The organism is Bacillus cereus group sp. BfR-BA-01311 (assembly GCF_022664295.1).
In the GTDB taxonomy this organism is placed as follows: Bacteria; Bacillota; Bacilli; order Bacillales; family Bacillaceae_G; genus Bacillus_A; species Bacillus_A cereus.
This window is the reverse complement of record NZ_JAKUHC010000022.1, coordinates 30019-52520: the sequence shown is the minus strand read 5'-3', so window position 1 is coordinate 52520 and position 22502 is coordinate 30019. Positions and strand designations below refer to the sequence as shown.

The following is a 22502-nucleotide window of genomic DNA, read 5'->3' as shown; positions in this document are numbered from 1 at the left end:
GCCCTCCTTTAATTAATTATCCGCGAAGTTCGTAAACTTCTGGTTTTTGTGCTTGGTGTGGATGCTCTGCTCCAGCATACACGTTAAGTTTCTTAGAAACTTGACGGCCTAAGCGTCCTTTTGGAAGCATGCCTTTAATTGCAAGCTCTAACATTTGTACAGGGTAGTTTGTACGCATTTCAAGAGCTGTTCTTTGCTTAAGTCCACCTGGGTGGTTAGTGTGACGGTAGTAAATTTTATCGTTTAATTTATTACCTGTTAAATGAATTTTCTCAGCGTTAATAATAATTACATGATCACCCGTGTCAACGTGTGGTGTAAATGTAGGTTTGTTTTTACCACGTAAAATGGATGCTACTTCACTAGCAAGGCGACCTAAAGTTTGACCTTCAGCATCAACCACATACCATTTACGCTCAACTTCGTTAGCTTTTGCCATAAAAGTCGTACGCATGTGTTTCCCTCCTCGTTATCTTTTCCATAGAAAAAATCTATTGTTTATCTTAAACACGATTTCCTTCCGGGGCTAATCGTGGTTTTAGAAACAATACCATATGTTATGATATACTTTTGAGTTTCTAATGTCAAGCAAATGTTACACCAGGATTAGTTGTTATAGTTTACCTCCCATAAGTAAAGCCCATGACCTGGAGCCATCTTTCCAGCAAACTGACGATTTTGTTTCGCTAAAATCTCTGGAATGCTATCAGGATCAAGCTTTCCTTGCCCTACGCTAAGTAACGTACCAACAATAATTCTGACCATATTATATAAAAATCCATTACCTACAAAACGAAAAATTATTTCATCATCTTGTTCAATTAACTCGATTTCATAAATTGTTCGCACTTTATCTTTTTTGTCAGTTTTTGCCGAACAAAAAGAAGTAAAATCATGCGTTCCAATAAAATAAGGAATTGCTTTTCTTATAGAGTTGATTTCGAGCGGGTATGGATATTGATATACGTAATTTCTACGGAATACATCCGCAGTCTTTGATAATAATACACGATAACGATATTCTTTTTTCTCAACACCGTAACGTGCATGAAATTCTTCTGTTTTTTTCTCTACTTGCCTAATAACAATATCATCTGGCAACATTGTATTTAAAGCATTACTCCATTGCCACTCTTCAAGAGACAAAGGAGTATCAAAGTGTATTACTTGTCCTTTTGCATGAACTGTAGAATCTGTTCTACCAGATGCCTGAACACGAACAAGTTCTCCCTTATGCAATTTCTGCAATGCTTTTTCTATCTCCTGTTGAACAGTACGATGGTTCGGCTGAATTTGATAACCACAAAAATGCATGCCATCATATGCAACCGTACATTTTATTCTATCCATTTCTCTATTCTCCATTACGATCGCACCCATGCCAAAATACAAGCTAAACAAAATAAGCTGACAATCGTTACTGTATCGCTTGTTTTCCAGCGTAGTTGCCTAAATTTAGTACGTCCTTCACCACTTTGATATCCACGAGCTTCCATCGCAATGGCTAAGTCCTCTGCACGCTTAAAAGCACTGATAAACAGAGGAACGAGCAGTGAAATAATAGCTTTCATTCTATCTTTTATCGGTCCCCCGGCAAAATCAATACCACGTGACGCTTGTGCTTTCATTATTTTACTCGTTTCATCCATTAATGTCGGGATAAAACGAAGAGAAATTGACATCATTAATGCGATTTCATGAACAGGAACCTTTATACGCTTCAACGGCTTTAATAACGTCTCCAAACCATCTGTAATTTCAATAGGTGTCGTCGTTAACGTTAATAATGTCGTCATTAAAATAATAACGAAGAATCGTACAGAAATGTATATCCCTTGCTCTAATCCTTTTTCATATATCGAAAACCAACCAAGCTGGAATAGTACATCCCCCTCTTTATTTGTAAAAATATGCAGGAAAAATGTAAAAAGAAAAATCCATAAAATTGGTTTTAAGCCCGAAAGTACATAACGAATCGGCACTTTTGCAAAAAATAAAGCAATGAGTGCATATAAAAATAAAAATCCATATGAAATCGCATTATTTGCTAAGAAAACAACAAATACATATAAAAAGACAATCAGCAGCTTCGTACGTGGATCAAGTTGATGAATAAGTGAATTCCCCGGGATATATCTCCCAATAATCAACTGCTGCATGATTCATGACCACCTTTTCGTAACACCTGCACAACTTCATGAGTAAGATCCTCTAAAGATAAGGTAGCCTTTGGAATTGAAATACCAAACTTCTCTTCAATTGCACGTTTATACTTTAATGACATAGGAAGATCCACACCAATTTTCTCTAGTTCATCAGCATGTGAAAATACTTCCTCTGCACTTCCTTGCAAAAAGACCGTTCCTTTATGCATAACTACAATCTGCTCCGCATACTGAGCAGCATCCTCCATATTATGCGTTACAAGGATGACTGTAAGACCCTTCTCCTTGTGCAGCTTATAAAACATCTCCATAAGTTCGTTCTGCCCTTTTGGATCTAGTCCTGCTGTAGGTTCATCTAATACAAGCACTTCAGGTTCCATTGCCAGTACACCCGCTATAGCAACACGTCTCATTTGTCCACCACTTAATTCGAACGGAGAACGTGTTAACAGTTCTGGTTCTAGCCCTACAAGTTCAATTGCCTTTCTAGCCTTTTTCCTTGCTTCGTCTACAGATACTCCAAAATTAGTAGGGCCGAAACAAATATCTTTCTCCACAGTCTCTTCAAACAACTGATGTTCTGGAAATTGAAAGACAACCCCTACTTTTTTACGTAGTGGCTTTAGCTTTTTTTCTTTCTTTCCTGCCGAAATCAAATGTTCACCAATTTGAACTGTACCATTTGTCGGCTGCAATAAACCATTTAAATGTTGAATCATCGTCGACTTTCCTGAACCAGTATGACCGATAATGGCATAATAGCCCCCACTTGGAAACGACACGTCTACATCATAAAGTGCGCGTCTTTCAAATGGAGTTTTATATTGATAACGATGTTCTACTTTTTGGAATGTAATCTCCAAAGTTCGTTCACCAAGCTTTCCATTGTAAGATGCGTATTTTGCAAGAGAATTTCATTTCTTTTTAATAATTCTGCTATTTTCACCGAAAACGGTACATCTAAGCCAATTTCTTGGAGCATATGAGAGGATTTGAAAATTTTTTCTGGAGTCCCTTCCTCTAATATTTCTCCCTTATTTAAAATAATGACACGATCTGACTGTGCCGCTTCTTCTAAATCGTGCGTAATTGATAACACGGTAATACCTTTTTGAGTAACAAGTTGTCTAACCGTTTCTACTACTTCACGTCTCCCTTGAGGGTCTAACATTGACGTTGCTTCATCTAGTATTAAAATAGATGGTTGAAGTGCTAAAACGCCTGCTATTGCCACTCGCTGCTTTTGCCCACCAGATAAGGAATGAGGCTCATCATTAAGAAAATCTTCCATACGGACAAGTTGCAAGGCCTGTTCTAATCTTTCAATCATTTGTTCTCTTGGCATTCCGATATTCTCCAAGCCAAATACAACATCATCTTGCACTGTCGTTCCAACAAATTGATTATCTGGATTTTGAAATACCATTCCAATTTGTTTTCGAACATCCCATACCGTTTCCTCTGATAAAACCATTGTATCATTTACTGTAATAGTCCCTGCTTCTGGCAAAAACAAACCATTCAATAATTTTGCAAGTGTAGACTTTCCTGAACCGTTTTGTCCAATAATAGATACCCATTCTCCCTCATATAAGGAAAATGAAACATCTTTTAATGCATAAGTGGCTGCCCCAGGATATTGAAATGATATATTTTCTATCCGAAGTTTCTCTTTTTTCAATAGAAGGCACCCTTTCCTTCGCCAAGTTAGCCTATTTTTATATTTAAAAAAAAGGGCCATGACCAGTTTCTTGAAAAGAACTGTCCTGCCCTTTTAATTATCATTATACTAACTCGATAATTACCATTGGTGCTGCGTCTCCGCGACGTGGACCAATTTTTGCAATACGAGTGTATCCGCCTTGGCGCTCAGCATAGCGTGGAGCTACATCAGCGAATAGTTTTTGAAGTGCATCTTGACCAGTCTCAGCGTTAGCTACTTCATTGCGAATGAAAGCTGCTGCTTGACGACGAGCATGAAGATCTCCGCGTTTACCTAAAGTGATCATTTTTTCCACTACAGAACGAAGTTCTTTTGCACGAGTTTCTGTCGTTTGGATGCGCTCGTTGATAATTAAATCAGTAGCTAAATCACGTAACATAGCTTTACGTTGCGCACTTGTACGGCCTAATTTTCTGTATGCCATTCGTAGTTCCCTCCTTTGTTGATGGGTTTAAATCCTCAGTCGTCTTTACGTAAACCTAAACCTAATTCCTCAAGTTTATGTTTAACTTCTTCTAAGGATTTACGTCCTAAGTTACGAACTTTCATCATATCTTCTTCTGTTTTGTTCGCAAGCTCTTGTACAGTATTAATTCCTGCACGTTTTAGGCAATTATAAGAACGAACAGAAAGGTCTAGTTCTTCGATAGTCATCTCAAGAACTTTCTCTTTTTGATCTTCTTCCTTCTCGACCATAATCTCAGCATTTTGTGCTTCATCAGTTAAACCAACAAAGATATTTAAATGCTCAGTTAAGATTTTGGCACCTAAAGAGATAGCTTCTTTTGGCCCGATGCTTCCATCCGTCCATACATCAAGCGTAAGCTTATCATAATTAGCCACTTGTCCGACACGTGTCTTTTCCACTTGGTAAGTCACACGTGATACTGGAGTATAAATAGAATCAATAGGAATTACTCCTATTGGTTGATCTTCGCTTTTATTTGCATCAGCTGGCGTATACCCACGGCCACGCTTTGCAGTTAAACGCACGCGGAAATGCGCATCTTTTGCTAACGTTGCAATGTGTAAATCTGGATTTAAGATTTCTACATCACTATCGTGAGTAATATCAGCAGCTGTGACAATACCTTCGCCCTGTACATCAATTTCCAACGTCTTCTCTTCTTCAGAGTAGATTTTAAGAGCTAACTTTTTCAAGTTTAAGATGATCGTCGTAACGTCTTCTACTACGCCCTCAACTGTTGAAAATTCATGTAATACGCCATCGATTTGGATAGCAGTAACAGCGGCACCAGGGAGTGAGGATAAAAGAATACGACGTAAGGAGTTACCCAAAGTAGTACCATATCCACGCTCAAGCGGTTCAATTACGAATTTACCATATTTAGCATCTTCGTTAAGTTCAACCGTTTCGATTTTCGGCTTTTCGATTTCAATCATTAACTAAACCCTCCTTCAAAACGTCGAAACCCCGGTTAAACAAAGGTATAACCCCTGTCTAACCGAAAGTCCCCCTTAGGCAGTTCCCGATTGTGCACAACAAGCGATGTTTCTGTACGAAATTTCTCGATAATGCATCATATCCATTATAGACAAAAGGGAAAATTCTATACAGAAAAATTACACACGACGACGTTTTGGTGGACGACATCCATTATGAGGAACTGGAGTAACATCTCTAATTGCTGTTACTTCTAGACCTGCAGCTTGAAGAGCACGAATTGCAGCTTCACGACCAGCACCAGGACCTTTAACAGTAACCTCTAAAGTTTTTAAACCGTGTTCCATTGCAGCTTTAGCAGCAGTTTCAGCAGCCATTTGCGCAGCGAATGGAGTAGATTTACGAGATCCACGGAAACCAAGTGCACCAGCACTAGACCAAGAAAGTGCGTTACCGTGAGTATCTGTAAGTGTTACGATTGTGTTGTTGAAAGTAGAACGAATATGAGCTATACCAGCTTCAATATTCTTTTTCACACGTTTTTTACGAGTGTTTGTTTTACGTGCCATTGTTAGTTCAACCTCCTTTACTTATTATTTCTTTTTATTTGCTACTGTACGACGTGGACCTTTACGTGTACGAGCATTGTTTTTAGAGTTTTGACCACGAACTGGTAAACCACGACGGTGACGAAGACCACGGTAAGAACCGATCTCCATTAGACGTTTGATGTTAAGAGATACTTCACGACGAAGGTCTCCCTCAACTTTAATACGATCGATGATATCACGGATACGTCCTAATTCGTCTTCCGTTAAATCACGAACTCGTGTTTCTTCAGAAATACCTGCTTCAGCAAGAATTTTTTCAGCAGTTGTGCGACCAATGCCGAATACGTAAGTTAAAGAAATAACAACGCGTTTGTCTCGAGGAATATCTACACCTGCGATACGTGCCATTACGAATGCACCTCCTTCTGATTAACCTTGTTTTTGTTTATGTTTAGGGTTTTCACAAATAACCATTACTTTTCCACGTCTACGAATAACTTTACATTTTTCGCAGATTGGTTTAACTGACGGTCTTACTTTCATGTCTCGAACCTCCTTAAAGATTACGGAGTGCTATATTATTTAAAACGGTACGTAATACGACCACGATTTAAATCGTACGGAGATAATTCTACCGTAACTTTGTCTCCTGGTAAAATACGAATGAAGTTCATACGGATTTTACCAGAAACGTGAGCCAATACGACATGCCCATTCTCTAATTCTACTTTGAACATAGCATTTGGCAACGTTTCAAGAACGGTACCTTCGACTTCAATTACATCATCTTTAGCCATTCAATAGTTCTCCCTTCTTCAAATCAGTAACATTTTACACTGCTCTGAAATCCCGGAGAGCCAGCTACTTATAAAGTGGTAAGGATTTCGTATCCTGCTTCTGTAAGAGCAATCGTGTGCTCAAAATGGGCACACCATTTACCATCTACCGTTACCACTGTCCAGTCATCAGATAGTGTTTTTACATATCGTCTTCCTTGATTCACCATCGGCTCAACACAGATGACCATTCCCGGCTTTAATCTAGGGCCTCTATTTGGTGGACCATAGTGCGGGATTTGTGGGTCCTCATGTAAGTCTTGCCCGATTCCGTGACCAACATACTCCCTAACGATCGAGAATCCATTCTCTTCAGCATGGGTTTGAACCGCATGTGAGATATTTGATAATCTCTCGCCTGGTTTTACTTGTTCTAGACCAAGATACAACGATTTTTCTGTGACATCAAGTAGCTTTTGAACAGATTCAGAAATGTTTCCAACTGGATACGTCCATGCAGAATCTCCATGGTACCCATTGTATTTCGCACCAATATCGATACTGATGATATCGCCCTCTTTGAGCTTGCGCTTCCCTGGAATTCCGTGTACAAGCTCTTCATTTACAGAAGCACATATGCTCCCCGGAAATCCGTTGTATCCTTTAAAAGATGGCGTAGCACCATATTTTTGAATCGTCTTTTCCGCTATTTGATCGAGCTCTTTCGTTGTAATTCCTGGAGTAATGTGCTGTTTCAACTCTTGATGAGTCAAAGCAACGATCCTGCCAGCTTCTCGCATGATTTCTATCTCGCGAGGAGTTTTGCAGATTATCATTACGCTAAGCCTCCGATGAGAACATCGATATCAGCAAATACTTTATTGATATCTTGCTCACCATTAATGCTTTGTAAGTAACCAAGCTCTTCGTAGAAATCAAGCAAAGGTTTTGTTTGCTTAATATTTACATCTAAACGATTTGCTACAGTTTCTTCATTGTCATCAGAGCGTTGATATAATTCGCCACCACATTTATCGCACACATCAGCTTTTGCTGGTGGATTGAATTCTAAGTGGTAAGTCGCACCGCACTCTTTACAAATGCGACGGCCTGTAAGGCGTTTTAATAACAACCCTGAATCCACATTAATGTTTAAAACATAGTCGATTTTTTTGCCAAGATCTTTCATAATTTCTTCAAGAGCTGATGCTTGTGCAACAGTTCGTGGGAAACCGTCTAGTAAGAAACCTCTTACGCAGTCGTCTTGACTTAAACGTTCACGAACGATTCCGATTGTAACTTCATCTGGAACAAGTGCACCTTTATCAATAAAAGATTTTGCTTGTAGACCCATTTCAGTTTCAGCCTTCATAGCTGCACGGAACATGTCTCCTGTTGAAATGTGAGGGATGTTATACTTGGCAACAATCTGTTCGGCTTGTGTACCTTTACCAGCACCAGGAAGCCCCATTAAAATTAAGTTCATCCTTGTTCCCCCTCAGAGTACATGAGCATGTAGGGAAGACAATTCTTCCCACTTACTCACTGCTTGATAAACCCTTTGTAATGGCGTTTTACCAGTTGGCTTTCTAGCTGCTTCATTGTTTCTAAAGCAACGCCGACAACGATTAACATACTCGTTCCACCGATCTGTGCAGATGGAGGAAGATTTCCCAATTTCGTAAAGATAACTGGTAAGATTGCAATCGCTGCTAGGAAAATTGATCCTACAAAGGTCAAACGATACAAGATTTTTGTTAGATATTGTTCCGTATTCTTACCCGGACGAATACCTGGAACATATCCACCTTGCTTGTTTAGATTCTCTGACATTTGCTCTGGATTAACCTGAACAAATGCATAGAAATATGTGAAGGCTACAATGAGCGCAACATATATGATCATTCCCACTGGGTGAGAATAGTTAAAGTTTGCAATAATCCACTGCGATACATCATGTTTCGGGAAGAACTGTGCAATAGTCGGAGGCGTAATTAAGAATGAAACAGCAAAAATTACTGGAATAACACCAGCACTATTTACCTTAAGCGGTAAATGTGTGTTTTGTGCTCCAGCATAACCACCATTTCCTCCTGTTACACGCTTCGCATATTGAATTGGGATCTTTCTAACAGCCTGTTGAATGAAAATAACACCCACAATAACTGCTAGCACAGCTAGTAAAATCAATGCAACTTTAACGATACTCATGAACAATTGATCTCCGATATTTTGAAACTGTTGCTGATACACTTGAGATATAACACTTGGGATCGCTGCGGCAATACCGCCAAAGATAAGGATGGAAATACCATTACCTACACCTTTAGCTGTAATCTGTTCACCTAACCACATTAAAAATGCAGTACCAGCAGTCAGTACCGTAGCAATGTATAAATAAGTGCTCCAACCTGGATTCAAAATTAATTGTCCACCTACCATACCGTTAAAACCGATTGACATACCAAACCCCTGAATAAACGCAAGAACAATTGTAAAGTAACGCGTGAATTGCGTTAATTTACGACGGCCCATTTCACCTTGCTTCGACCATTCCGAAAATTTAGGAACAACATCCATCTGCAATAATTGCACGATGATGGATGCTGTAATATACGGCATGATTCCCATCGCAAAGATGGAGAAGTTTTTCAAGGCTCCACCGCCAAATGTATTTAGAATACCTAAAGCATTTAATTGATCTTGTGCCTTCAGTACGTCTCCATTTGTAAATGGCACGGGGATAAACGTGCCAATCCTGAATACGATTAACATCGCTAAAGTGAATAATATTTTACGTCTTATCTCAGCAACGCGCATAAAGTTGGAGATTGTACGAAACATTAGATCACCTCAACTGATCCGCCAGCTGCTTCAATTGCTTCTTTAGCACTTGAAGAGAACTTGTGCGCTTTAACAGTTAGTTTTTTCTCTACTGCTCCGCTTGCAAGAACTTTAACACCGTCGTTTAACTTGCTGATAACGCCAGTTTCCAGCAATAATTCAGGTGTTACTTCTGTACCATCTTCAAAACGATTTAACGTTGATAAGTTTACAATAGCAAACTCTTTACGGTTAATGTTTGTGAAGCCGCGTTTTGGTAAACGACGGAATAATGGAGTTTGACCACCTTCGAAGCCAAGACGAACACCGCCGCCAGAACGTGCGTTTTGTCCTTTATGACCTTTACCAGCAGTTTTACCGTTACCAGAACCGATACCACGACCGACACGGTTACGTACTTTACGAGAACCTTCTGCAGGTTTTAATTCATGAAGTTTCATTCCCAGGCACCTCCTTATATTAATGAGTTATCCTTAAGCTTCTTTTACAGTTACAAGGTGAGAAACTTTGTTGATCATACCAAGAATAGCAGGAGTTTCTTCCTTAACTACAGTTGAATTCAACTTTTTAAGACCTAAAGCTTCTACCGTCGCACGTTGATCTTGTGGACGACCAATTACACTACGAGTGAGGGTAATTTCTAACTTTTTCGCCATTTGTTTTCCCTCCTTAACCTAGTAGCTCTTCTACAGATTTACCGCGTAATTTTGCAACATCTTCAGCGCGCTTAAGTTCGCTTAATCCGTTCACAGTAGCGCGAATCATGTTGATTGGTGTGTTAGAACCAAGAGATTTCGAAAGAATATCTTGTACACCAGCTAATTCAAGGACCGCACGAACAGGTCCACCAGCAATAACACCAGTACCCTCAGCAGCAGGTTTTAAGAATACTTCACCAGCGCCAAAATGACCGTTGATTGTGTGTGGAATTGTTGTACCAACTAATGGTACAGCGATTAAGTTTTTCTTAGCGTCTTCGATAGCTTTACGGATTGCGTCTGGTACCTCTTGTGCTTTACCAGTACCGAATCCAACATGACCGTTTTTATCGCCAACTACAACTAGTGCAGCAAAGCGGAAACGACGACCACCCTTAACAACTTTCGCGACACGATTTATCGTAACTACACGTTCTTCAAGTTCTAATTTACTTGGGTCAATGCGATGCATCAATTTTCCCTCCTTTGACCATTAAAATTGTAATCCAGCCTCACGAGCAGCTTCAGCTAGAGCTTTAACACGGCCATGGTATAAGTAACCACCGCGATCAAATACTACTTCTTTAACGCCTTTCTCTACAGCACGCTTAGCAACTGATTCTCCAACTTTCGTAGCAGCTTCAATATTGCTAGTACCGTTAAGAGCAAGGTCTTTATCAAGAGTAGATGCACTTACTAACGTTACACCATTCACATCATCAATAACTTGAGCGTAAATATGTTGGTTAGAACGGAACACGTTTAAACGTGGACGCTCTGCAGTACCAGTAAGTTTAGCACGTACACGTGCATGTCTTTTCTTACGAGTCGCATTTTTATCAGCTTTAGTGATCATTCTTGTCACTCCTTTCTCTCACCTAACGGGTTTACTTAGCAGTTTTACCTTCTTTACGACGAACAACTTCGCCTTCGTAACGAATACCTTTACCTTTGTAAGGCTCAGGAGCACGTACAGCACGGATGTTAGCAGCGAATTCGCCAACACGTTGCTTGTCGATACCTTTAATTACGATCTTAGTTGGTGCAGGTACTTCAACTTCAAGACCTGCTTCCGGAGTCATTTCTACTGGATGAGAATAACCTACGCTTAATACAAGTTTATCACCTTGTTTTTGAGCACGGTAACCAACACCGACTAATTCAAGTCCGCGTGCGAAACCTTCAGTTACACCTTCAACCATGTTTCCGATTAAAGCACGAGTTGTACCGTGTAATGCACGGTGTTCCTTCTGTTCAGATGGACGCTCAACTGTTAATGTATTCTCTTCAATTTTGATAAGCATATCAGCATTGAAAGTACGAGTTAATTCACCTTTAGGGCCTTTTACTGTTACAGTATTGTCTTCTGCAACTGTAATAGTAACACCTGCAGGGATTTCAAGAATCTTTTTACCAATACGAGACATGTGGTCACACCTCCGTTCGTTTTAAATATATATTACCAAACGTATGCTACTACTTCTCCACCAGTTTGTAATTGACGAGCGTCTTTGTCTGTCATTACTCCCTTAGATGTAGAAACAAGAGCGATACCTAATCCGTTAAGTACACGTGGTACTTCGTCAGCTTTAGCGTAAACGCGTAAGCCAGGTTTACTGATACGTTTTAATCCAGTGATTACACGTTCATTGTTTGCACCATATTTCAGGAAAATACGAAGGATACCTTGTTTGTTATCCTCGATGTATTCTACATCACGAATGAAACCTTCACGTTTTAAAAGTTCAGCGATCTCTTTTTTGATTTTAGAAGCAGGAACCTCTAATTTCTCATGACGTACCATGTTCGCATTACGGATGCGAGTAAGCATGTCTGCAATTGGATCTGTCATCACCATGTGTTTTACCTCCTTCCCATTTGTGGGTTTTACCAACTAGCTTTTTTAACACCAGGAATTTGACCTTTATATGCAAGTTCACGGAAACAAATACGGCAAAGTTTAAATTTGCGGTATACAGAATGCGGACGACCGCAGCGTTCGCAACGTGTATACTCTTGTACTTTAAACTTAGGAGTACGCTTTTGTTTCGCTATCATAGATTTTTTAGCCACGTTTTCGCCTCCTCTACTTAGCGTTGGCTTCCATTATTTTTGGAATGGCATACCGAATTGTGTTAAAAGTTCACGAGCTTCTTCATCAGTTTTCGCTGTAGTAACGATTACGATGTCCATACCGCGGACTTTGCTTACTTTATCATAATCAATCTCAGGGAAAATAAGTTGCTCTTTAACACCTAATGTATAGTTTCCACGACCATCGAATGATTTCTTAGAAACACCACGGAAATCACGTACACGTGGTAAAGAAACTGATACTAATTTGTCGAAGAACTCATACATTTGCTCGCCGCGTAAAGTTACTTTCGCACCGATTGGCATACCTTCACGAAGACGGAAACCAGCGATTGATTTTTTAGCACGAGTTACAACAGGTTTTTGACCTGTGATTTGTGTTAATTCTTCTACTGCGTTGTCTAACGCTTTTGAGTTAGATACCGCGTCACCAACACCAGTGTTGATTACGATCTTTTCGATTTTTGGTACCTGCATTACAGATTTATAGTTAAACTTGCTCACTAGAGCAGGAGTAATTTCCTTTTGGAACTTCTCTTTAAGGCGATTCAATGAAGTGACCTCCTTTCTTAAGAAAATTATTTATCTAATAATTCACCAGATTTTTTTGCAATACGAACTTTTTTACCATCTTCTACTTTGAAGCCTACGCGAGTAGGTTCACCTGTTTTCGGATCTAAAATCATAACGTTAGAAACGTGAATAGGTGCTTCTTTAGTAATAATTCCACCTTGTGGATTTAATTGAGATGGCTTAGAGTGCTTCTTAACGATATTGACACCCTCAACGATAACACGGTTTTGCTTTGGGAAAGCCACAAGGATAACGCCTTGTTTTCCTTTGTCTTTACCAGTGATTACCTGTACTTTATCACCTTTTTTTACATGCATCTTAATTCTGCACCTCCTTAGCAAGGCAATACCTTAAATTATAGAACTTCTGGAGCTAAAGAAACGATCTTCATGAAGTTGCTATCACGTAATTCACGAGCTACTGGTCCGAAGATACGAGTACCACGTGGGCTCTTATCGTCTTTAATGATAACCGCTGCGTTTTCATCAAATTTGATGTAAGAACCGTCCGGACGACGAGCTCCGCTCTTCGTACGTACTACTACTGCTTTAACAACGTCACCTTTTTTAACAACGCCACCTGGTGTTGCTTGTTTTACCGTAGCAACGATAATGTCACCAATGTTAGCATATTTACGACCAGAGCCGCCTAATACTTTAATTGTTAAAAGTTCACGTGCACCAGAGTTGTCAGCAACTTTCAAACGAGATTCTTGTTGGATCATGTTATGAAACCTCCCTTCGGACTAAAAATTCCGATTCGTCTATTTAGATAATAACCGCTTCTTCAACGATTTCAACTAAACGGAAACGCTTAGTAGCAGAAAGCGGGCGAGTTTCCATGATTTTAACGATATCGCCAAGTTTCGCTTGGTTTTGCTCATCATGGGCTTTGTACTTCTTAGAATACTTAACACGTTTTCCGTACAAGGAATGAGTTTTGTAAGTTTCAACTAAAACTGTAATCGTTTTGTCCATTTTGTCAGACACTACACGACCAGTATAAACTTTGCGTTGGTTACGTTCGCTCACTATGCAAACCTCCCCTCAATTTATCGATTAATTCCGATCTCTCTTTCACGAACTACAGTTTTCATACGAGCAATTGCTTTACGCACTTCACGAATGCGAGTTGGATTCTCTAATTGTCCTGTAGCAAGTTGGAAGCGAAGATTAAACAACTCTTCCTTTAAAGCTTTAACTTTTGTTTCGATTTCGGCAGTGGTTAATTCACGAATATCATTAGTTTTCATTAGATTCACCACCATTTTCTTCACGTTTTACGAATTTACATTTCACAGGTAACTTGTGAGCTGCAAGACGTAATGCTTCGCGTGCTACCTCTTCAGATACACCCGCGATTTCGAACATAATTTTCCCAGGTTTTACTACTGCTACCCAGCCTTCTGGTGCCCCTTTACCGGAACCCATACGTACTTCTAGAGGTTTTGCAGTGTAAGGTTTAGAAGGGAAAATTTTAATCCATACTTTACCGCCACGTTTCATGTAACGAGTCATTGCACGACGAGCAGCTTCGATTTGACGGTTTGTAATCCATGAAGCAGCTTGTGCTTGTAAACCGAATTCACCGAAAGCAATTTCAGTTCCACCTTTAGCACGACCACGCATTTTACCACGATGCTCTCTACGATATTTTACGCGTTTTGGCATTAACATATTATTTTCCTCCTTCCTCAGAAGCTTTCTTTTTTGTAGGAAGGACTTCTCCACGGTAGATCCATACTTTTACGCCTAATTTACCGTATGTTGTATCAGCTTCAACTGCTGCATAGTCAATATCAGCGCGAAGTGTATGAAGTGGAACAGTTCCTTCACTGTAAGATTCTGCACGAGCGATATCAGCTCCGCCAAGACGACCAGAAACCTGTGTTTTAATACCTTTAGCACCTGCACGCATAGCACGTTGAATAACTTGCTTTTGTGCACGACGGAATGATACACGGTTTTCTAATTGACGAGCGATGTTTTCGCCTACTAATTTAGCGTTAAGATCAGCTCTCTTAACTTCTAAAATGTTGATGTGTACACGCTTGCCTGTTAATTGGTTAAGAGCTTTACGAAGTGCTTCAACTTCAGTACCACCTTTACCAATTACCATACCAGGTTTTGCAGTGTGAATTGTAACATTTACACGATTTGCTGCACGTTCGATTTCTACTTTAGCAACAGCAGAATCTTTTAAGCGTACATTAATGTACTCACGGATTTTGATGTCTTCATGTAATAATGTAGCGTAATCTTTCTCAGCGAACCAACGAGATTCCCAGTCACGGATAACGCCGACACGAAGACCAATTGGATTAACCTTTTGACCCATCGATTATCCCTCCTTCTTTTCTGATACCACAACTGTGATGTGGCTTGTGCGTTTGTTAATTTGGCTTGCACGACCCATTGCACGTGGACGGAAACGTTTTAACGTTGGACCTTCGTCAACGAAAACTTTTTCTACAACTAGGTTGTTAATGTCCATCTCATAATTGTGCTCTGCATTTGCGATTGCAGATTTTAAAACTTTTTCTACAACTGGAGAAGCAGTTTTTGGTGTGTGGTTAAGGATAGCAATCGCTTCACCCACTTGCTTACCTCGGATTAAGTCTACTACTAAACGAACTTTACGAGGAGCAATACGAACTGTTCTCGCTACTGCTTTAGCTTGCATTGAAGTGCCTCCTCTCATTATCTTCTAGTTTTCTTATCGTCAGCAAGGTGACCTTTGTACGTACGAGTTGGTGCGAATTCACCTAACTTATGGCCAACCATATCCTCAGTGATGTACACAGGTACGTGTTTACGACCATCATATACAGCGATTGTGTGTCCGATGAACTGAGGGAAGATTGTTGAACGGCGAGACCAAGTTTTAACAACTTGTTTTTGCTCAGATGCAACTAATTTTTCCATTTTGCTCATTAAGTGATCATCGACAAATGGTCCTTTTTTTAAGCTACGAGCCATTTTGGTGCCTCCCTTCGTGATTGGCGTACGGTTCTAGAAATGAACCGTACTACAATCCCATTATTTTTTACGACGACGAACGATAAATTTGTCAGACGCTTTGTTTTTCTTACGAGTCTTGAATCCAAGAGTTGGTTTACCCCATGGAGACATTGGAGACTTACGTCCGATTGGAGAACGTCCTTCACCACCACCGTGTGGGTGATCAACAGGGTTCATTACAGAACCACGAACTGTTGGGCGTTTACCTAACCAGCGAGAGCGACCTGCTTTACCGATTTTGATAAGTTCGTGTTGTTCGTTACCTACTTGACCGATTGAAGCGCGACAAGCAGATAATACAAGACGTACTTCACCAGAAGTTAAACGTACAAGTACGTATTTACCTTCTTTACCAAGTACTTGAGCAGATGTACCAGCAGAACGAACTAATTGTCCGCCACGACCAGGCTTAAGCTCGATGTTATGAACAACAGTACCTACTGGAATGTTGATTAATGGTAATGCGTTACCGATTTTAATGTCAGCTTCTGGGCCAGACATAACTTCCATACCTACTTCTAAAGATTTAGGAGCAAGAATGTAACGTTTTTCACCGTCAACGTAGTTAATTAATGCGATATTCGCAGAGCGGTTTGGATCGTATTCGATCGTAGCAACGCGTCCTGGAATTCCATCTTTGTTACGCTTAAAGTCGATGATACGGTATTGACGCTTATGTCCGCCACCTTGATGACGTACAGTGATTTTACCTTGGTTATTACGACCAGCCTTCTTGCTTAAAGGAGCAAGTAATGACTTTTCGGGTCTATCAGTCGTGATTTCAGCGAAATCATTCGTAGTCATATTACGACGACCGTTAGTAGTTGGATTATACTTTTTGATTCCCATCTCAATTTCCCTCCTTCTTTAGTAAGAATTAAACGCCTTGGAAGATTTCGATTTCTTTGCTGTCAGCAGTTAGCTTAACGATTGCTTTACGACGACGGCTAGTAAAACCAGCGTGACGACCAACGCGTTTTGCTTTCGGCTTGTAGTTCATGATGTTCACTTTTTCTACTTTAACACCAAAGATCGCTTCAAGAGCATCTTTAACTTCTGTTTTATTAGATTTAACGTCCACATCGAACGTGTATTTTTTTTCAGCCATCATTTCCATAGAACGTTCAGTGATAACTGGGCGCTTAATGATATCACGAGGATCTCTCATTATGCAAGCACCTCCTCTACTTTTTCCACTGCCGCTTTTGTCATGATTAGCTTATCATGATGAAGCACGTCTAAAACGTTTACGCCATCAGCAGTGATTACTGTTACTCCAGGGATATTGCGAGCAGATAACTCTACAGATTCGTTTGCATCAGCAGTTACGATAAGAGCTTTCTTCTCAACAGTTAATCCTTTAAGTACTGCTAGCATGTCTTTTGTTTTTGGTGCATTTAACACTAGGTCTTCAAGAACTACAATGTTGTTCTCAACTACTTTAGTAGCTAATGCAGATTTGATTGCTAAACGACGAACTTTCTTAGGAAGTTTGTACGCATAGCTTCTTGGTGTAGGTCCGAATACCGTACCACCACCACGCCATTGAGGAGAGCGGATAGACCCTTGACGAGCACGTCCAGTTCCTTTTTGACGCCATGGTTTACGACCACCACCGCGAACTTCAGAGCGAGTTTTTACTTTGTGTGTACCTTGACGTAAAGATGCACGTTGCATCATTACAGCTTCGAAAAGTACAGCTTCATTTGGTTCGATACCGAAAATAGCTTCAGCTAATTCGATTTCACCAACCTGTGAACCAGTTTGGTTATATACAGTAACTTTTGGCATTGGAATTCCTCCTTCCTATTGTGAATTATTTGCTAACCTTCACAGCGCCTTGAACAACTACAAGAGATTTCTTAGCACCTGGAACGTTACCTTTTACTAGTAATAAGTTGCGCTCAGTGTCAACTTGAACGATTTCTAAGTTTTGGATAGTAACTTGGTCTCCACCCATACGTCCAGCAAGTTTTTTGCCTTTGAATACACGGTTCGGAGCAACTGGGCCCATTGAACCTGGACGACGGTGATAGCGAGAACCATGAGACATAGGTCCGCGAGATTGTCCGTGGCGTTTGATAACACCTTGGAAACCTTTACCTTTAGAAATTCCTGTTACATCAACGATTTCACCTGTAGCGAATACGTCAACTTTTACCTCTTGACCAACCTCTAATCCGTCCACGTCTGCATCGCGGATTTCGCGAATGAAGCGCTTAGGAGTTGTAGATGCTTTAGCAGTGTGGCCTTGTTCAGGTTTGTTAGTTAACTTTTCACGTTTATCTTCAAATCCTAACTGGATTGCATTGTAGCCATCAGTTTCAGTTGTTTTCTTTTGAAGAACAACGTTTGGATTAGCAGCGATAACTGTTACTGGGATTAACTCACCGTTCTCAGCAAATACTTGAGTCATACCGATCTTTCTTCCTAAGATTCCTTTGGTCATGAGTTACACCTCCTACATTTTTAAGTTATATAAATTATAGTTTGATTTCGATATCTACACCAGATGGTAAGTCTAAACGCATTAATGAATCTACTGTTTGTGGAGTAGGACTCACGATGTCGATTAGACGTTTGTGCGTGCGCATTTCGAATTGCTCACGAGAATCTTTGTACTTATGAACAGCACGAAGAATTGTGTAAACAGTTTTTTCAGTTGGTAATGGGATCGGACCAGAAACTGTTGCCCCAGAACGCTTAGCTGTTTCTACAATTTTCTCAGCTGACTGATCAAGAATACGGTGATCGTAAGCTTTTAAACGGATACGAATTTTTTCTTTTGCCATTATTTTCCCTCCTTCGTTCGCCTATTTCTAAAATAGACCTTCTCCATGGAAATTTCCCCACACCATGCCATGGCAAAGCGGCCGGGTGTGTCAGCAACCTTCCACTTCATCGCAGTCAAAGACCAACATTGTCTATTATACAATGTTATTCGTCTAGATGCAAGCATCTTTTTGTTTGCATCTGCTTTTCTCTACTTTTGCTATTATACATGGCACTTTAAAGAATTTCAAGTTTTCATCTAACAGAATTCATTTTACAGTTTCTGGATTATCTTTTGTCGTTTTTATAATACTATAGAAGAAACTCGTCAAAACAAAAAACACCCTCTGCTTCCTTATATAAACGCAAACAAAAAACCTAAGGGAAAATCCCTTAGGTTTTTTTATATCAGTTAAGATTACTCAACGATAGTAGCAACTACACCGTAACCTACTGTACGTCCACCTTCACGAATAGAGAATTTAGTTCCCTCTTCGATAGCGATTGGAGCGATAAGTTCGATAGTCATTTCGATGTTGTCACCAGGCATTACCATTTCAGTACCTTCTGGTAATTGGATGATACCAGTTACGTCAGTTGTACGGAAGTAGAACTGAGGACGGTAGTTAGCGAAGAATGGAGTGTGACGTCCACCTTCTTCTTTAGATAATACGAAAACTTCAGCTTTGAATTTAGCGTGAGCTTTTACAGAACCGCTTTTTGCAAGTACTTGTCCACGTTGGATGTCTTCACGAGCAACCCCACGAAGTAAAGCACCGATGTTGTCTCCAGCTTGAGCTTGGTCAAGAAGTTTACGGAACATCTCTACACCAGTTACAGTTGTAGAAGCATTTTCTTCAGCAAGACCGATGATTTCTACTACGTCACCAACTTTAACGATACCGCGCTCAACACGACCAGTAGCAACTGTACCACGACCTGTGATAGAGAATACGTCCTCTACAGGCATTAAGAATGGTTTGTCAGTTTCACGTTCTGGAGTTGGGATGTAAGCATCAACTTCAGCCATTAATTCAATGATTTTTGCTTCCCAATCAGCTTCTCCTTGAAGAGCTTTAAGAGCAGAACCTTTGATTACAGGAATGTCGTCGCCTGGGAATCCGTATTCAGATAATAGGTCGCGAACTTCCATTTCTACTAATTCTAATAATTCTTCGTCATCTACCATGTCGCATTTGTTTAAGAATACAACGATGTAAGGAACACCTACTTGACGAGAAAGAAGGATGTGCTCACGTGTTTGAGGCATTGGGCCATCAGCAGCAGATACTACTAAGATACCGCCGTCCATTTGAGCAGCACCAGTGATCATGTTTTTAACATAGTCAGCGTGACCTGGGCAGTCAACGTGTGCATAGTGACGAGTTTCAGTTTCGTACTCAACGTGTGCAGTTGAGATTGTGATACCGCGCTCTCTTTCTTCTGGAGCAGCATCGATTTGATCGTATCCGCGTGCTTCAGCACCACCAGCTTTTGCAAGAACTGTAGTGATCGCAGCAGTTAATGTAGTTTTACCATGGTCAACGTGGCCGATTGTACCGATGTTAACATGGGGTTTAGAACGTTCGAATTTAGCTTTAGCCATTCTAAATTCCTCCTTAGTTTATATAGGTTATTTTATATTTAGACTAGAAAGTGAAACTTACGTCCCACTTTCTAAGCTTACATAAGTAGTTATACTTGAACAATCGATAAAAATCAATTATTCACCTTTATTTTTTTTGATAATTTCTTCAGAAACAGACTTTGGTACTTCTTCATAGTGGTCAAACACCATAGAGAATGTTCCGCGTCCTTGAGTGTTAGAACGTAATGACGTTGCATAACCGAACATTTCAGAAAGTGGAACCATAGCGCGAACAACTTGTGCGTTACCGCGAGCTTCCATACCTTCTACACGTCCACGACGAGATGTTACGTCACCCATAATGTCACCCATGTACTCTTCAGGAATTACAACTTCAACTTTCATCATTGGCTCAAGAATTACTGGGTTACATTTAGAAACCGCAGCTTTAAGTGCCATAGATGCAGCGATTTTGAACGCCATCTCAGATGAATCGACATCATGGTAAGATCCGTCAACTAATGCAGCTTTAATGTCAACTAGTGGATAACCAGCTAGTACACCATTTTTAAGTGCATCTTCAAGACCTGCTCCAACAGCTGGGATGTATTCACGAGGAACTACACCACCGACGATCTTGTTTTCGAATTCGAATCCTTTACCTTCTTCGTTAGGTTCAAACTCAATCCAAACGTGACCGAATTGTCCACGACCACCAGATTGACGAGCGAACTTACCTTCAACTTTCGCAGCAGCGCGGAAAGTCTCACGGTATGCTACCTGAGGAGCACCAACGTTTGCTTCCACTTTGAATTCACGGCGCATACGGTCAACGATGATATCAAGGTGAAGTTCACCCATACCAGCGATGATAGTTTGGCCAGTTTCTTGGTCAGTGTGAGCACGGAATGTTGGATCTTCTTCAGAAAGCTTAGATAATGCTGTACCCATTTTATCTTGGTCAGCTTTAGATTTTGGTTCGATAGCTACAGAGATAACTGGCTCTGGGAATTCCATAGACTCAAGGATAACAAGGCTCTTCTCGTCACAAAGAGTATCACCAGTAGTAGTATCTTTTAAACCTACAGCAGCAGCGATATCACCAGCGTAAACTGTTGAAATCTCTTCACGGCTGTTAGCGTGCATTTGTAGGATACGACCTACACGCTCACGCTTACCTTTAGTTGAGTTTTTCACGTATGATCCAGAGTTTAACACACCAGAGTACACACGGAAGAACGTTAACTTACCAACATAAGGGTCAGTCATGATTTTGAATGCTAAAGCTGCGAATGGTTCTTCATCGCTAGACTTACGTTCTACTTCTTCATCTGTATCCGGTAGAGTACCTTTAATAGCAGGTACATCTAGTGGAGATGGAAGGTAGTCGATAACTGCGTCTAACAGAATTTGAACACCTTTGTTTTTGAATGCAGAACCACAGATTACTGGGAAGAATTCTACAGAAGTTGTAGCCTTACGGATACCAGCTTTAAGCTCTTCTACAGTGATTTCTTCACCTTCTAGGTACTTCATCATCATTTCTTCATCAAGCTCAGCTACCGCTTCAATAAGTTTTCCACGGTATTCTTCAGCTAATTCTTTGTGCTCTTCAGGAATTTCAACACGTTGAATGTCTGTTCCTAAATCGTTACCGTACATGTAAGCACACTCTTCAACAAGGTCAATGATACCATTGAACTCATCTTCAGCACCGATTGGTAACTGAATTGGATGTGCGTTTGCTTGTAAACGATCGTGGATTGTTCCTACAGAGTATAAGAAATCTGCACCGATCTTATCCATTTTGTTAACGAATACGATACGAGGTACGCCGTAAGTAGTAGCCTGACGCCAAACAGTTTCTGTTTGTGGTTCTACACCAGATTGCGCATCAAGTACTGCTACAGCGCCATCAAGTACGCGTAAAGAACGTTCTACTTCTACTGTGAAATCTACGTGTCCTGGAGTATCAATGATGTTTACACGATGACCTTTCCATTGTGCTGTAGTTGCAGCAGAAGTAATTGTGATACCACGCTCTTGCTCTTGCTCCATCCAGTCCATCTGAGATGCACCTTCGTGAGTTTCACCGATTTTATGAATACGTCCTGTGTAGTACAGAATACGCTCAGTTGCTGTTGTTTTACCAGCATCGATGTGAGCCATGATACCAATATTACGAGTGTTTTCTAAAGAGAACTCTCTTGCCATTTGGTGTCTTGCTCCTTCCATATATGGATTGGATTTTTTTATTTTAAGTAGCAAAAAAGCCACTTTATATTGTTACACA

37 protein-coding genes are annotated in these 22502 nt (G+C 40.3%); all 37 read right to left on the bottom strand.

Features of this window, described 5'->3' with window-relative positions; translation table 11 throughout:
• Nucleotides 1–16 precede the first annotated feature (16 nt).
• Nucleotides 17–454, bottom strand: coding sequence for a 50S ribosomal protein L13 (gene rplM, locus MR136_RS26795; protein ID WP_001260793.1), 438 nt, complete (start codon nucleotides 452–454; stop codon nucleotides 17–19).
• A 152-nt stretch (nucleotides 455–606) separates the two neighbouring features.
• Nucleotides 607–1350 (bottom strand): tRNA pseudouridine(38-40) synthase TruA, encoded by a 744-nt coding sequence (truA, locus tag MR136_RS26790; RefSeq protein ID WP_002164804.1) that lies wholly within the window; start codon nucleotides 1348–1350, stop codon nucleotides 607–609.
• 14 nt (nucleotides 1351–1364) lie between these two features.
• A complete protein-coding gene (locus MR136_RS26785) occupies nucleotides 1365–2159 on the bottom strand; it encodes an energy-coupling factor transporter transmembrane component T family protein (protein WP_001186526.1) in 795 nt (264 codons plus the stop codon).
• Nucleotides 2147–3028 carry an energy-coupling factor ABC transporter ATP-binding protein gene (locus MR136_RS26780; protein WP_061456708.1) on the bottom strand — a complete coding sequence of 294 codons (882 nt, stop codon included), beginning with the start codon at nucleotides 3026–3028 and terminating at the stop codon, nucleotides 2147–2149. Before MR136_RS26780 ends, MR136_RS26785 begins: the two co-directional genes overlap by 13 nt.
• Nucleotides 3004–3846 carry an energy-coupling factor ABC transporter ATP-binding protein gene (locus MR136_RS26775; RefSeq protein WP_000711757.1) on the bottom strand — a complete coding sequence of 281 codons (843 nt, stop codon included), beginning with the start codon at nucleotides 3844–3846 and terminating at the stop codon, nucleotides 3004–3006. The genes MR136_RS26780 and MR136_RS26775 overlap by 25 nt, the downstream gene beginning before the upstream one ends.
• 103 nt (nucleotides 3847–3949) lie before the next feature.
• Entirely contained in the window at nucleotides 3950–4312 is a 363-nt protein-coding gene (gene rplQ, locus MR136_RS26770) for a 50S ribosomal protein L17 (RefSeq protein ID WP_000331490.1), read from the bottom strand.
• 35 nt (nucleotides 4313–4347) lie between these two features.
• On the bottom strand, nucleotides 4348–5292 hold the full coding sequence (locus MR136_RS26765) for a DNA-directed RNA polymerase subunit alpha (protein WP_000569643.1): 945 nt from the start codon (nucleotides 5290–5292) through the stop codon (nucleotides 4348–4350).
• A gap of 180 nt (nucleotides 5293–5472) precedes the next feature.
• Nucleotides 5473–5862, bottom strand: a complete 390-nt coding sequence (gene rpsK, locus MR136_RS26760) for a 30S ribosomal protein S11 (RefSeq protein ID WP_000101798.1) — start codon at nucleotides 5860–5862, stop codon at nucleotides 5473–5475.
• A gap of 24 nt (nucleotides 5863–5886) precedes the next feature.
• Nucleotides 5887–6252, bottom strand: a complete 366-nt coding sequence (rpsM, locus tag MR136_RS26755; RefSeq protein WP_000090788.1) for a 30S ribosomal protein S13 — start codon at nucleotides 6250–6252, stop codon at nucleotides 5887–5889.
• Nucleotides 6253–6273: 21 nt separating this feature from the next.
• Nucleotides 6274–6387, bottom strand: a complete 114-nt coding sequence (gene rpmJ, locus MR136_RS26750; RefSeq protein WP_000868344.1) for a 50S ribosomal protein L36 — start codon at nucleotides 6385–6387, stop codon at nucleotides 6274–6276.
• 35 nt (nucleotides 6388–6422) lie between these two features.
• Nucleotides 6423–6641 carry a translation initiation factor IF-1 gene (infA, locus tag MR136_RS26745; protein ID WP_001029884.1) on the bottom strand — a complete coding sequence of 73 codons (219 nt, stop codon included), beginning with the start codon at nucleotides 6639–6641 and terminating at the stop codon, nucleotides 6423–6425.
• Nucleotides 6642–6709: 68 nt separating this feature from the next.
• Nucleotides 6710–7456 carry a type I methionyl aminopeptidase gene (map, locus tag MR136_RS26740; protein WP_000582539.1) on the bottom strand — a complete coding sequence of 249 codons (747 nt, stop codon included), beginning with the start codon at nucleotides 7454–7456 and terminating at the stop codon, nucleotides 6710–6712.
• The gene (locus MR136_RS26735; RefSeq protein ID WP_001048989.1) at nucleotides 7456–8106 is read right to left on the bottom strand and encodes an adenylate kinase; all 651 of its coding nucleotides are present in this window, start codon (nucleotides 8104–8106) and stop codon (nucleotides 7456–7458) included. Before MR136_RS26735 ends, map begins: the two co-directional genes overlap by 1 nt.
• A gap of 56 nt (nucleotides 8107–8162) precedes the next feature.
• Nucleotides 8163–9464: a preprotein translocase subunit SecY gene (secY, locus tag MR136_RS26730; protein WP_000490117.1), complete on the bottom strand. Its 1302-nt coding sequence runs from the start codon at nucleotides 9462–9464 to the stop codon at nucleotides 8163–8165.
• Entirely contained in the window at nucleotides 9464–9904 is a 441-nt protein-coding gene (rplO, locus tag MR136_RS26725) for a 50S ribosomal protein L15 (protein ID WP_000766081.1), read from the bottom strand. Before rplO ends, secY begins: the two co-directional genes overlap by 1 nt.
• Before the next feature lie 33 nt (nucleotides 9905–9937).
• Nucleotides 9938–10120 carry a 50S ribosomal protein L30 gene (rpmD, locus tag MR136_RS26720; RefSeq protein ID WP_001085234.1) on the bottom strand — a complete coding sequence of 61 codons (183 nt, stop codon included), beginning with the start codon at nucleotides 10118–10120 and terminating at the stop codon, nucleotides 9938–9940.
• A 13-nt stretch (nucleotides 10121–10133) separates the two neighbouring features.
• Entirely contained in the window at nucleotides 10134–10634 is a 501-nt protein-coding gene (gene rpsE, locus MR136_RS26715; RefSeq protein ID WP_000554646.1) for a 30S ribosomal protein S5, read from the bottom strand.
• A gap of 21 nt (nucleotides 10635–10655) precedes the next feature.
• A complete protein-coding gene (gene rplR, locus MR136_RS26710; RefSeq protein WP_000628816.1) occupies nucleotides 10656–11018 on the bottom strand; it encodes a 50S ribosomal protein L18 in 363 nt (120 codons plus the stop codon).
• Between the two features lie 31 nt (nucleotides 11019–11049).
• The gene (gene rplF / locus MR136_RS26705; RefSeq protein WP_000086558.1) at nucleotides 11050–11589 is read right to left on the bottom strand and encodes a 50S ribosomal protein L6; all 540 of its coding nucleotides are present in this window, start codon (nucleotides 11587–11589) and stop codon (nucleotides 11050–11052) included.
• Between the two features lie 32 nt (nucleotides 11590–11621).
• Nucleotides 11622–12020 (bottom strand): 30S ribosomal protein S8, encoded by a 399-nt coding sequence (gene rpsH, locus MR136_RS26700; RefSeq protein WP_000245511.1) that lies wholly within the window; start codon nucleotides 12018–12020, stop codon nucleotides 11622–11624.
• 29 nt (nucleotides 12021–12049) lie between these two features.
• Nucleotides 12050–12235: a 30S ribosomal protein S14 gene (gene rpsN / locus MR136_RS26695; protein ID WP_001085700.1), complete on the bottom strand. Its 186-nt coding sequence runs from the start codon at nucleotides 12233–12235 to the stop codon at nucleotides 12050–12052.
• 33 nt (nucleotides 12236–12268) lie between these two features.
• On the bottom strand, nucleotides 12269–12808 hold the full coding sequence (gene rplE / locus MR136_RS26690; RefSeq protein ID WP_001080831.1) for a 50S ribosomal protein L5: 540 nt from the start codon (nucleotides 12806–12808) through the stop codon (nucleotides 12269–12271).
• A 26-nt stretch (nucleotides 12809–12834) separates the two neighbouring features.
• Nucleotides 12835–13146 (bottom strand): 50S ribosomal protein L24, encoded by a 312-nt coding sequence (gene rplX / locus MR136_RS26685; protein ID WP_000558200.1) that lies wholly within the window; start codon nucleotides 13144–13146, stop codon nucleotides 12835–12837.
• Nucleotides 13147–13184: 38 nt separating this feature from the next.
• Nucleotides 13185–13553, bottom strand: a complete 369-nt coding sequence (gene rplN, locus MR136_RS26680; protein WP_000615912.1) for a 50S ribosomal protein L14 — start codon at nucleotides 13551–13553, stop codon at nucleotides 13185–13187.
• Between the two features lie 43 nt (nucleotides 13554–13596).
• Complete coding sequence (gene rpsQ / locus MR136_RS26675) at nucleotides 13597–13860, bottom strand: 30S ribosomal protein S17 (protein ID WP_000004106.1); 264 nt, start codon at nucleotides 13858–13860, stop codon at nucleotides 13597–13599.
• Between the two features lie 20 nt (nucleotides 13861–13880).
• Nucleotides 13881–14081 carry a 50S ribosomal protein L29 gene (rpmC, locus tag MR136_RS26670; RefSeq protein WP_000855718.1) on the bottom strand — a complete coding sequence of 67 codons (201 nt, stop codon included), beginning with the start codon at nucleotides 14079–14081 and terminating at the stop codon, nucleotides 13881–13883.
• Entirely contained in the window at nucleotides 14071–14505 is a 435-nt protein-coding gene (gene rplP / locus MR136_RS26665; protein ID WP_000928969.1) for a 50S ribosomal protein L16, read from the bottom strand. The genes rpmC and rplP overlap by 11 nt, the downstream gene beginning before the upstream one ends.
• 1 nt (nucleotide 14506) lies before the next feature.
• Complete coding sequence (gene rpsC, locus MR136_RS26660; RefSeq protein ID WP_000529956.1) at nucleotides 14507–15166, bottom strand: 30S ribosomal protein S3; 660 nt, start codon at nucleotides 15164–15166, stop codon at nucleotides 14507–14509.
• A 3-nt stretch (nucleotides 15167–15169) separates the two neighbouring features.
• Complete coding sequence (rplV, locus tag MR136_RS26655) at nucleotides 15170–15511, bottom strand: 50S ribosomal protein L22 (protein ID WP_001148024.1); 342 nt, start codon at nucleotides 15509–15511, stop codon at nucleotides 15170–15172.
• Nucleotides 15512–15528: 17 nt separating this feature from the next.
• On the bottom strand, nucleotides 15529–15807 hold the full coding sequence (rpsS, locus tag MR136_RS26650) for a 30S ribosomal protein S19 (RefSeq protein ID WP_000124454.1): 279 nt from the start codon (nucleotides 15805–15807) through the stop codon (nucleotides 15529–15531).
• A 60-nt stretch (nucleotides 15808–15867) separates the two neighbouring features.
• Complete coding sequence (gene rplB / locus MR136_RS26645; RefSeq protein ID WP_000511583.1) at nucleotides 15868–16698, bottom strand: 50S ribosomal protein L2; 831 nt, start codon at nucleotides 16696–16698, stop codon at nucleotides 15868–15870.
• 28 nt (nucleotides 16699–16726) lie between these two features.
• Nucleotides 16727–17017, bottom strand: a complete 291-nt coding sequence (gene rplW / locus MR136_RS26640; RefSeq protein WP_001205558.1) for a 50S ribosomal protein L23 — start codon at nucleotides 17015–17017, stop codon at nucleotides 16727–16729.
• A complete protein-coding gene (gene rplD, locus MR136_RS26635; RefSeq protein WP_001127258.1) occupies nucleotides 17017–17640 on the bottom strand; it encodes a 50S ribosomal protein L4 in 624 nt (207 codons plus the stop codon). The genes rplW and rplD overlap by 1 nt, the downstream gene beginning before the upstream one ends.
• Nucleotides 17641–17665: 25 nt before the next feature.
• A complete protein-coding gene (gene rplC, locus MR136_RS26630; protein ID WP_000160207.1) occupies nucleotides 17666–18298 on the bottom strand; it encodes a 50S ribosomal protein L3 in 633 nt (210 codons plus the stop codon).
• Between the two features lie 34 nt (nucleotides 18299–18332).
• Nucleotides 18333–18641 (bottom strand): 30S ribosomal protein S10, encoded by a 309-nt coding sequence (gene rpsJ / locus MR136_RS26625; protein WP_001040596.1) that lies wholly within the window; start codon nucleotides 18639–18641, stop codon nucleotides 18333–18335.
• A 398-nt stretch (nucleotides 18642–19039) separates the two neighbouring features.
• Nucleotides 19040–20227, bottom strand: coding sequence for an elongation factor Tu (gene tuf, locus MR136_RS26620; protein WP_001029614.1), 1188 nt, complete (start codon nucleotides 20225–20227; stop codon nucleotides 19040–19042).
• A 117-nt stretch (nucleotides 20228–20344) separates the two neighbouring features.
• Nucleotides 20345–22423 carry an elongation factor G gene (gene fusA, locus MR136_RS26615; protein WP_000090369.1) on the bottom strand — a complete coding sequence of 693 codons (2079 nt, stop codon included), beginning with the start codon at nucleotides 22421–22423 and terminating at the stop codon, nucleotides 20345–20347.
• Nucleotides 22424–22502: the final 79 nt, after the last annotated feature.

Excerpts from the sequence above, each read along its gene's own strand:
- rplC (WP_000160207.1), bottom strand. The coding sequence starts at position 18,298 with ATGACCAAAGGAATCTTAGGAAGAAAGATCGGTATGACTCAAGTATTT.
- tuf (WP_001029614.1), bottom strand. The coding sequence starts at position 20,227 with ATGGCTAAAGCTAAATTCGAACGTTCTAAACCCCATGTTAACATCGGT.
- rplX (WP_000558200.1), bottom strand. The coding sequence starts at position 13,146 with ATGCATGTAAAAAAAGGTGATAAAGTACAGGTAATCACTGGTAAAGAC.
- rpsC (WP_000529956.1), bottom strand. The coding sequence starts at position 15,166 with ATGGGTCAAAAGGTTAATCCAATTGGTCTTCGTGTCGGCGTTATCCGT.
- truA (WP_002164804.1), bottom strand. The coding sequence starts at position 1,350 with ATGGATAGAATAAAATGTACGGTTGCATATGATGGCATGCATTTTTGT.
- secY (WP_000490117.1), bottom strand. The coding sequence starts at position 9,464 with ATGTTTCGTACAATCTCCAACTTTATGCGCGTTGCTGAGATAAGACGT.
- infA (WP_001029884.1), bottom strand. The coding sequence starts at position 6,641 with ATGGCTAAAGATGATGTAATTGAAGTCGAAGGTACCGTTCTTGAAACG.
- rplN (WP_000615912.1), bottom strand. The coding sequence starts at position 13,553 with ATGATCCAACAAGAATCTCGTTTGAAAGTTGCTGACAACTCTGGTGCA.
- rpsM (WP_000090788.1), bottom strand. The coding sequence starts at position 6,252 with ATGGCACGTATCGCAGGTGTAGATATTCCTCGAGACAAACGCGTTGTT.
- rpsK (WP_000101798.1), bottom strand. The coding sequence starts at position 5,862 with ATGGCACGTAAAACAAACACTCGTAAAAAACGTGTGAAAAAGAATATT.
- rplM (WP_001260793.1), bottom strand. The coding sequence starts at position 454 with ATGCGTACGACTTTTATGGCAAAAGCTAACGAAGTTGAGCGTAAATGG.
- rpsE (WP_000554646.1), bottom strand. The coding sequence starts at position 10,634 with ATGCATCGCATTGACCCAAGTAAATTAGAACTTGAAGAACGTGTAGTT.
- rpmJ (WP_000868344.1), bottom strand. The coding sequence starts at position 6,387 with ATGAAAGTAAGACCGTCAGTTAAACCAATCTGCGAAAAATGTAAAGTT.
- rplP (WP_000928969.1), bottom strand. The coding sequence starts at position 14,505 with ATGTTAATGCCAAAACGCGTAAAATATCGTAGAGAGCATCGTGGTAAA.
- map (WP_000582539.1), bottom strand. The coding sequence starts at position 7,456 with ATGATAATCTGCAAAACTCCTCGCGAGATAGAAATCATGCGAGAAGCT.
- rplV (WP_001148024.1), bottom strand. The coding sequence starts at position 15,511 with ATGCAAGCTAAAGCAGTAGCGAGAACAGTTCGTATTGCTCCTCGTAAA.
- rpmD (WP_001085234.1), bottom strand. The coding sequence starts at position 10,120 with ATGGCGAAAAAGTTAGAAATTACCCTCACTCGTAGTGTAATTGGTCGT.
- rplD (WP_001127258.1), bottom strand. The coding sequence starts at position 17,640 with ATGCCAAAAGTTACTGTATATAACCAAACTGGTTCACAGGTTGGTGAA.
- rplR (WP_000628816.1), bottom strand. The coding sequence starts at position 11,018 with ATGATCACTAAAGCTGATAAAAATGCGACTCGTAAGAAAAGACATGCA.
- fusA (WP_000090369.1), bottom strand. The coding sequence starts at position 22,423 with ATGGCAAGAGAGTTCTCTTTAGAAAACACTCGTAATATTGGTATCATG.
- rplB (WP_000511583.1), bottom strand. The coding sequence starts at position 16,698 with ATGGGAATCAAAAAGTATAATCCAACTACTAACGGTCGTCGTAATATG.
- rpmC (WP_000855718.1), bottom strand. The coding sequence starts at position 14,081 with ATGAAAACTAATGATATTCGTGAATTAACCACTGCCGAAATCGAAACA.
- MR136_RS26735 (WP_001048989.1), bottom strand. The coding sequence starts at position 8,106 with ATGAACTTAATTTTAATGGGGCTTCCTGGTGCTGGTAAAGGTACACAA.
- MR136_RS26785 (WP_001186526.1), bottom strand. The coding sequence starts at position 2,159 with ATGCAGCAGTTGATTATTGGGAGATATATCCCGGGGAATTCACTTATT.
- rpsS (WP_000124454.1), bottom strand. The coding sequence starts at position 15,807 with ATGGCTCGTAGCTTAAAAAAAGGACCATTTGTCGATGATCACTTAATG.
- rplQ (WP_000331490.1), bottom strand. The coding sequence starts at position 4,312 with ATGGCATACAGAAAATTAGGCCGTACAAGTGCGCAACGTAAAGCTATG.
- rplW (WP_001205558.1), bottom strand. The coding sequence starts at position 17,017 with ATGAGAGATCCTCGTGATATCATTAAGCGCCCAGTTATCACTGAACGT.
- rpsJ (WP_001040596.1), bottom strand. The coding sequence starts at position 18,641 with ATGGCAAAAGAAAAAATTCGTATCCGTTTAAAAGCTTACGATCACCGT.
- rpsH (WP_000245511.1), bottom strand. The coding sequence starts at position 12,020 with ATGGTGATGACAGATCCAATTGCAGACATGCTTACTCGCATCCGTAAT.
- rplF (WP_000086558.1), bottom strand. The coding sequence starts at position 11,589 with ATGTCTCGTATTGGTAAAAAGATTCTTGAAATCCCTGCAGGTGTTACT.
- MR136_RS26765 (WP_000569643.1), bottom strand. The coding sequence starts at position 5,292 with ATGATTGAAATCGAAAAGCCGAAAATCGAAACGGTTGAACTTAACGAA.
- rplO (WP_000766081.1), bottom strand. The coding sequence starts at position 9,904 with ATGAAACTTCATGAATTAAAACCTGCAGAAGGTTCTCGTAAAGTACGT.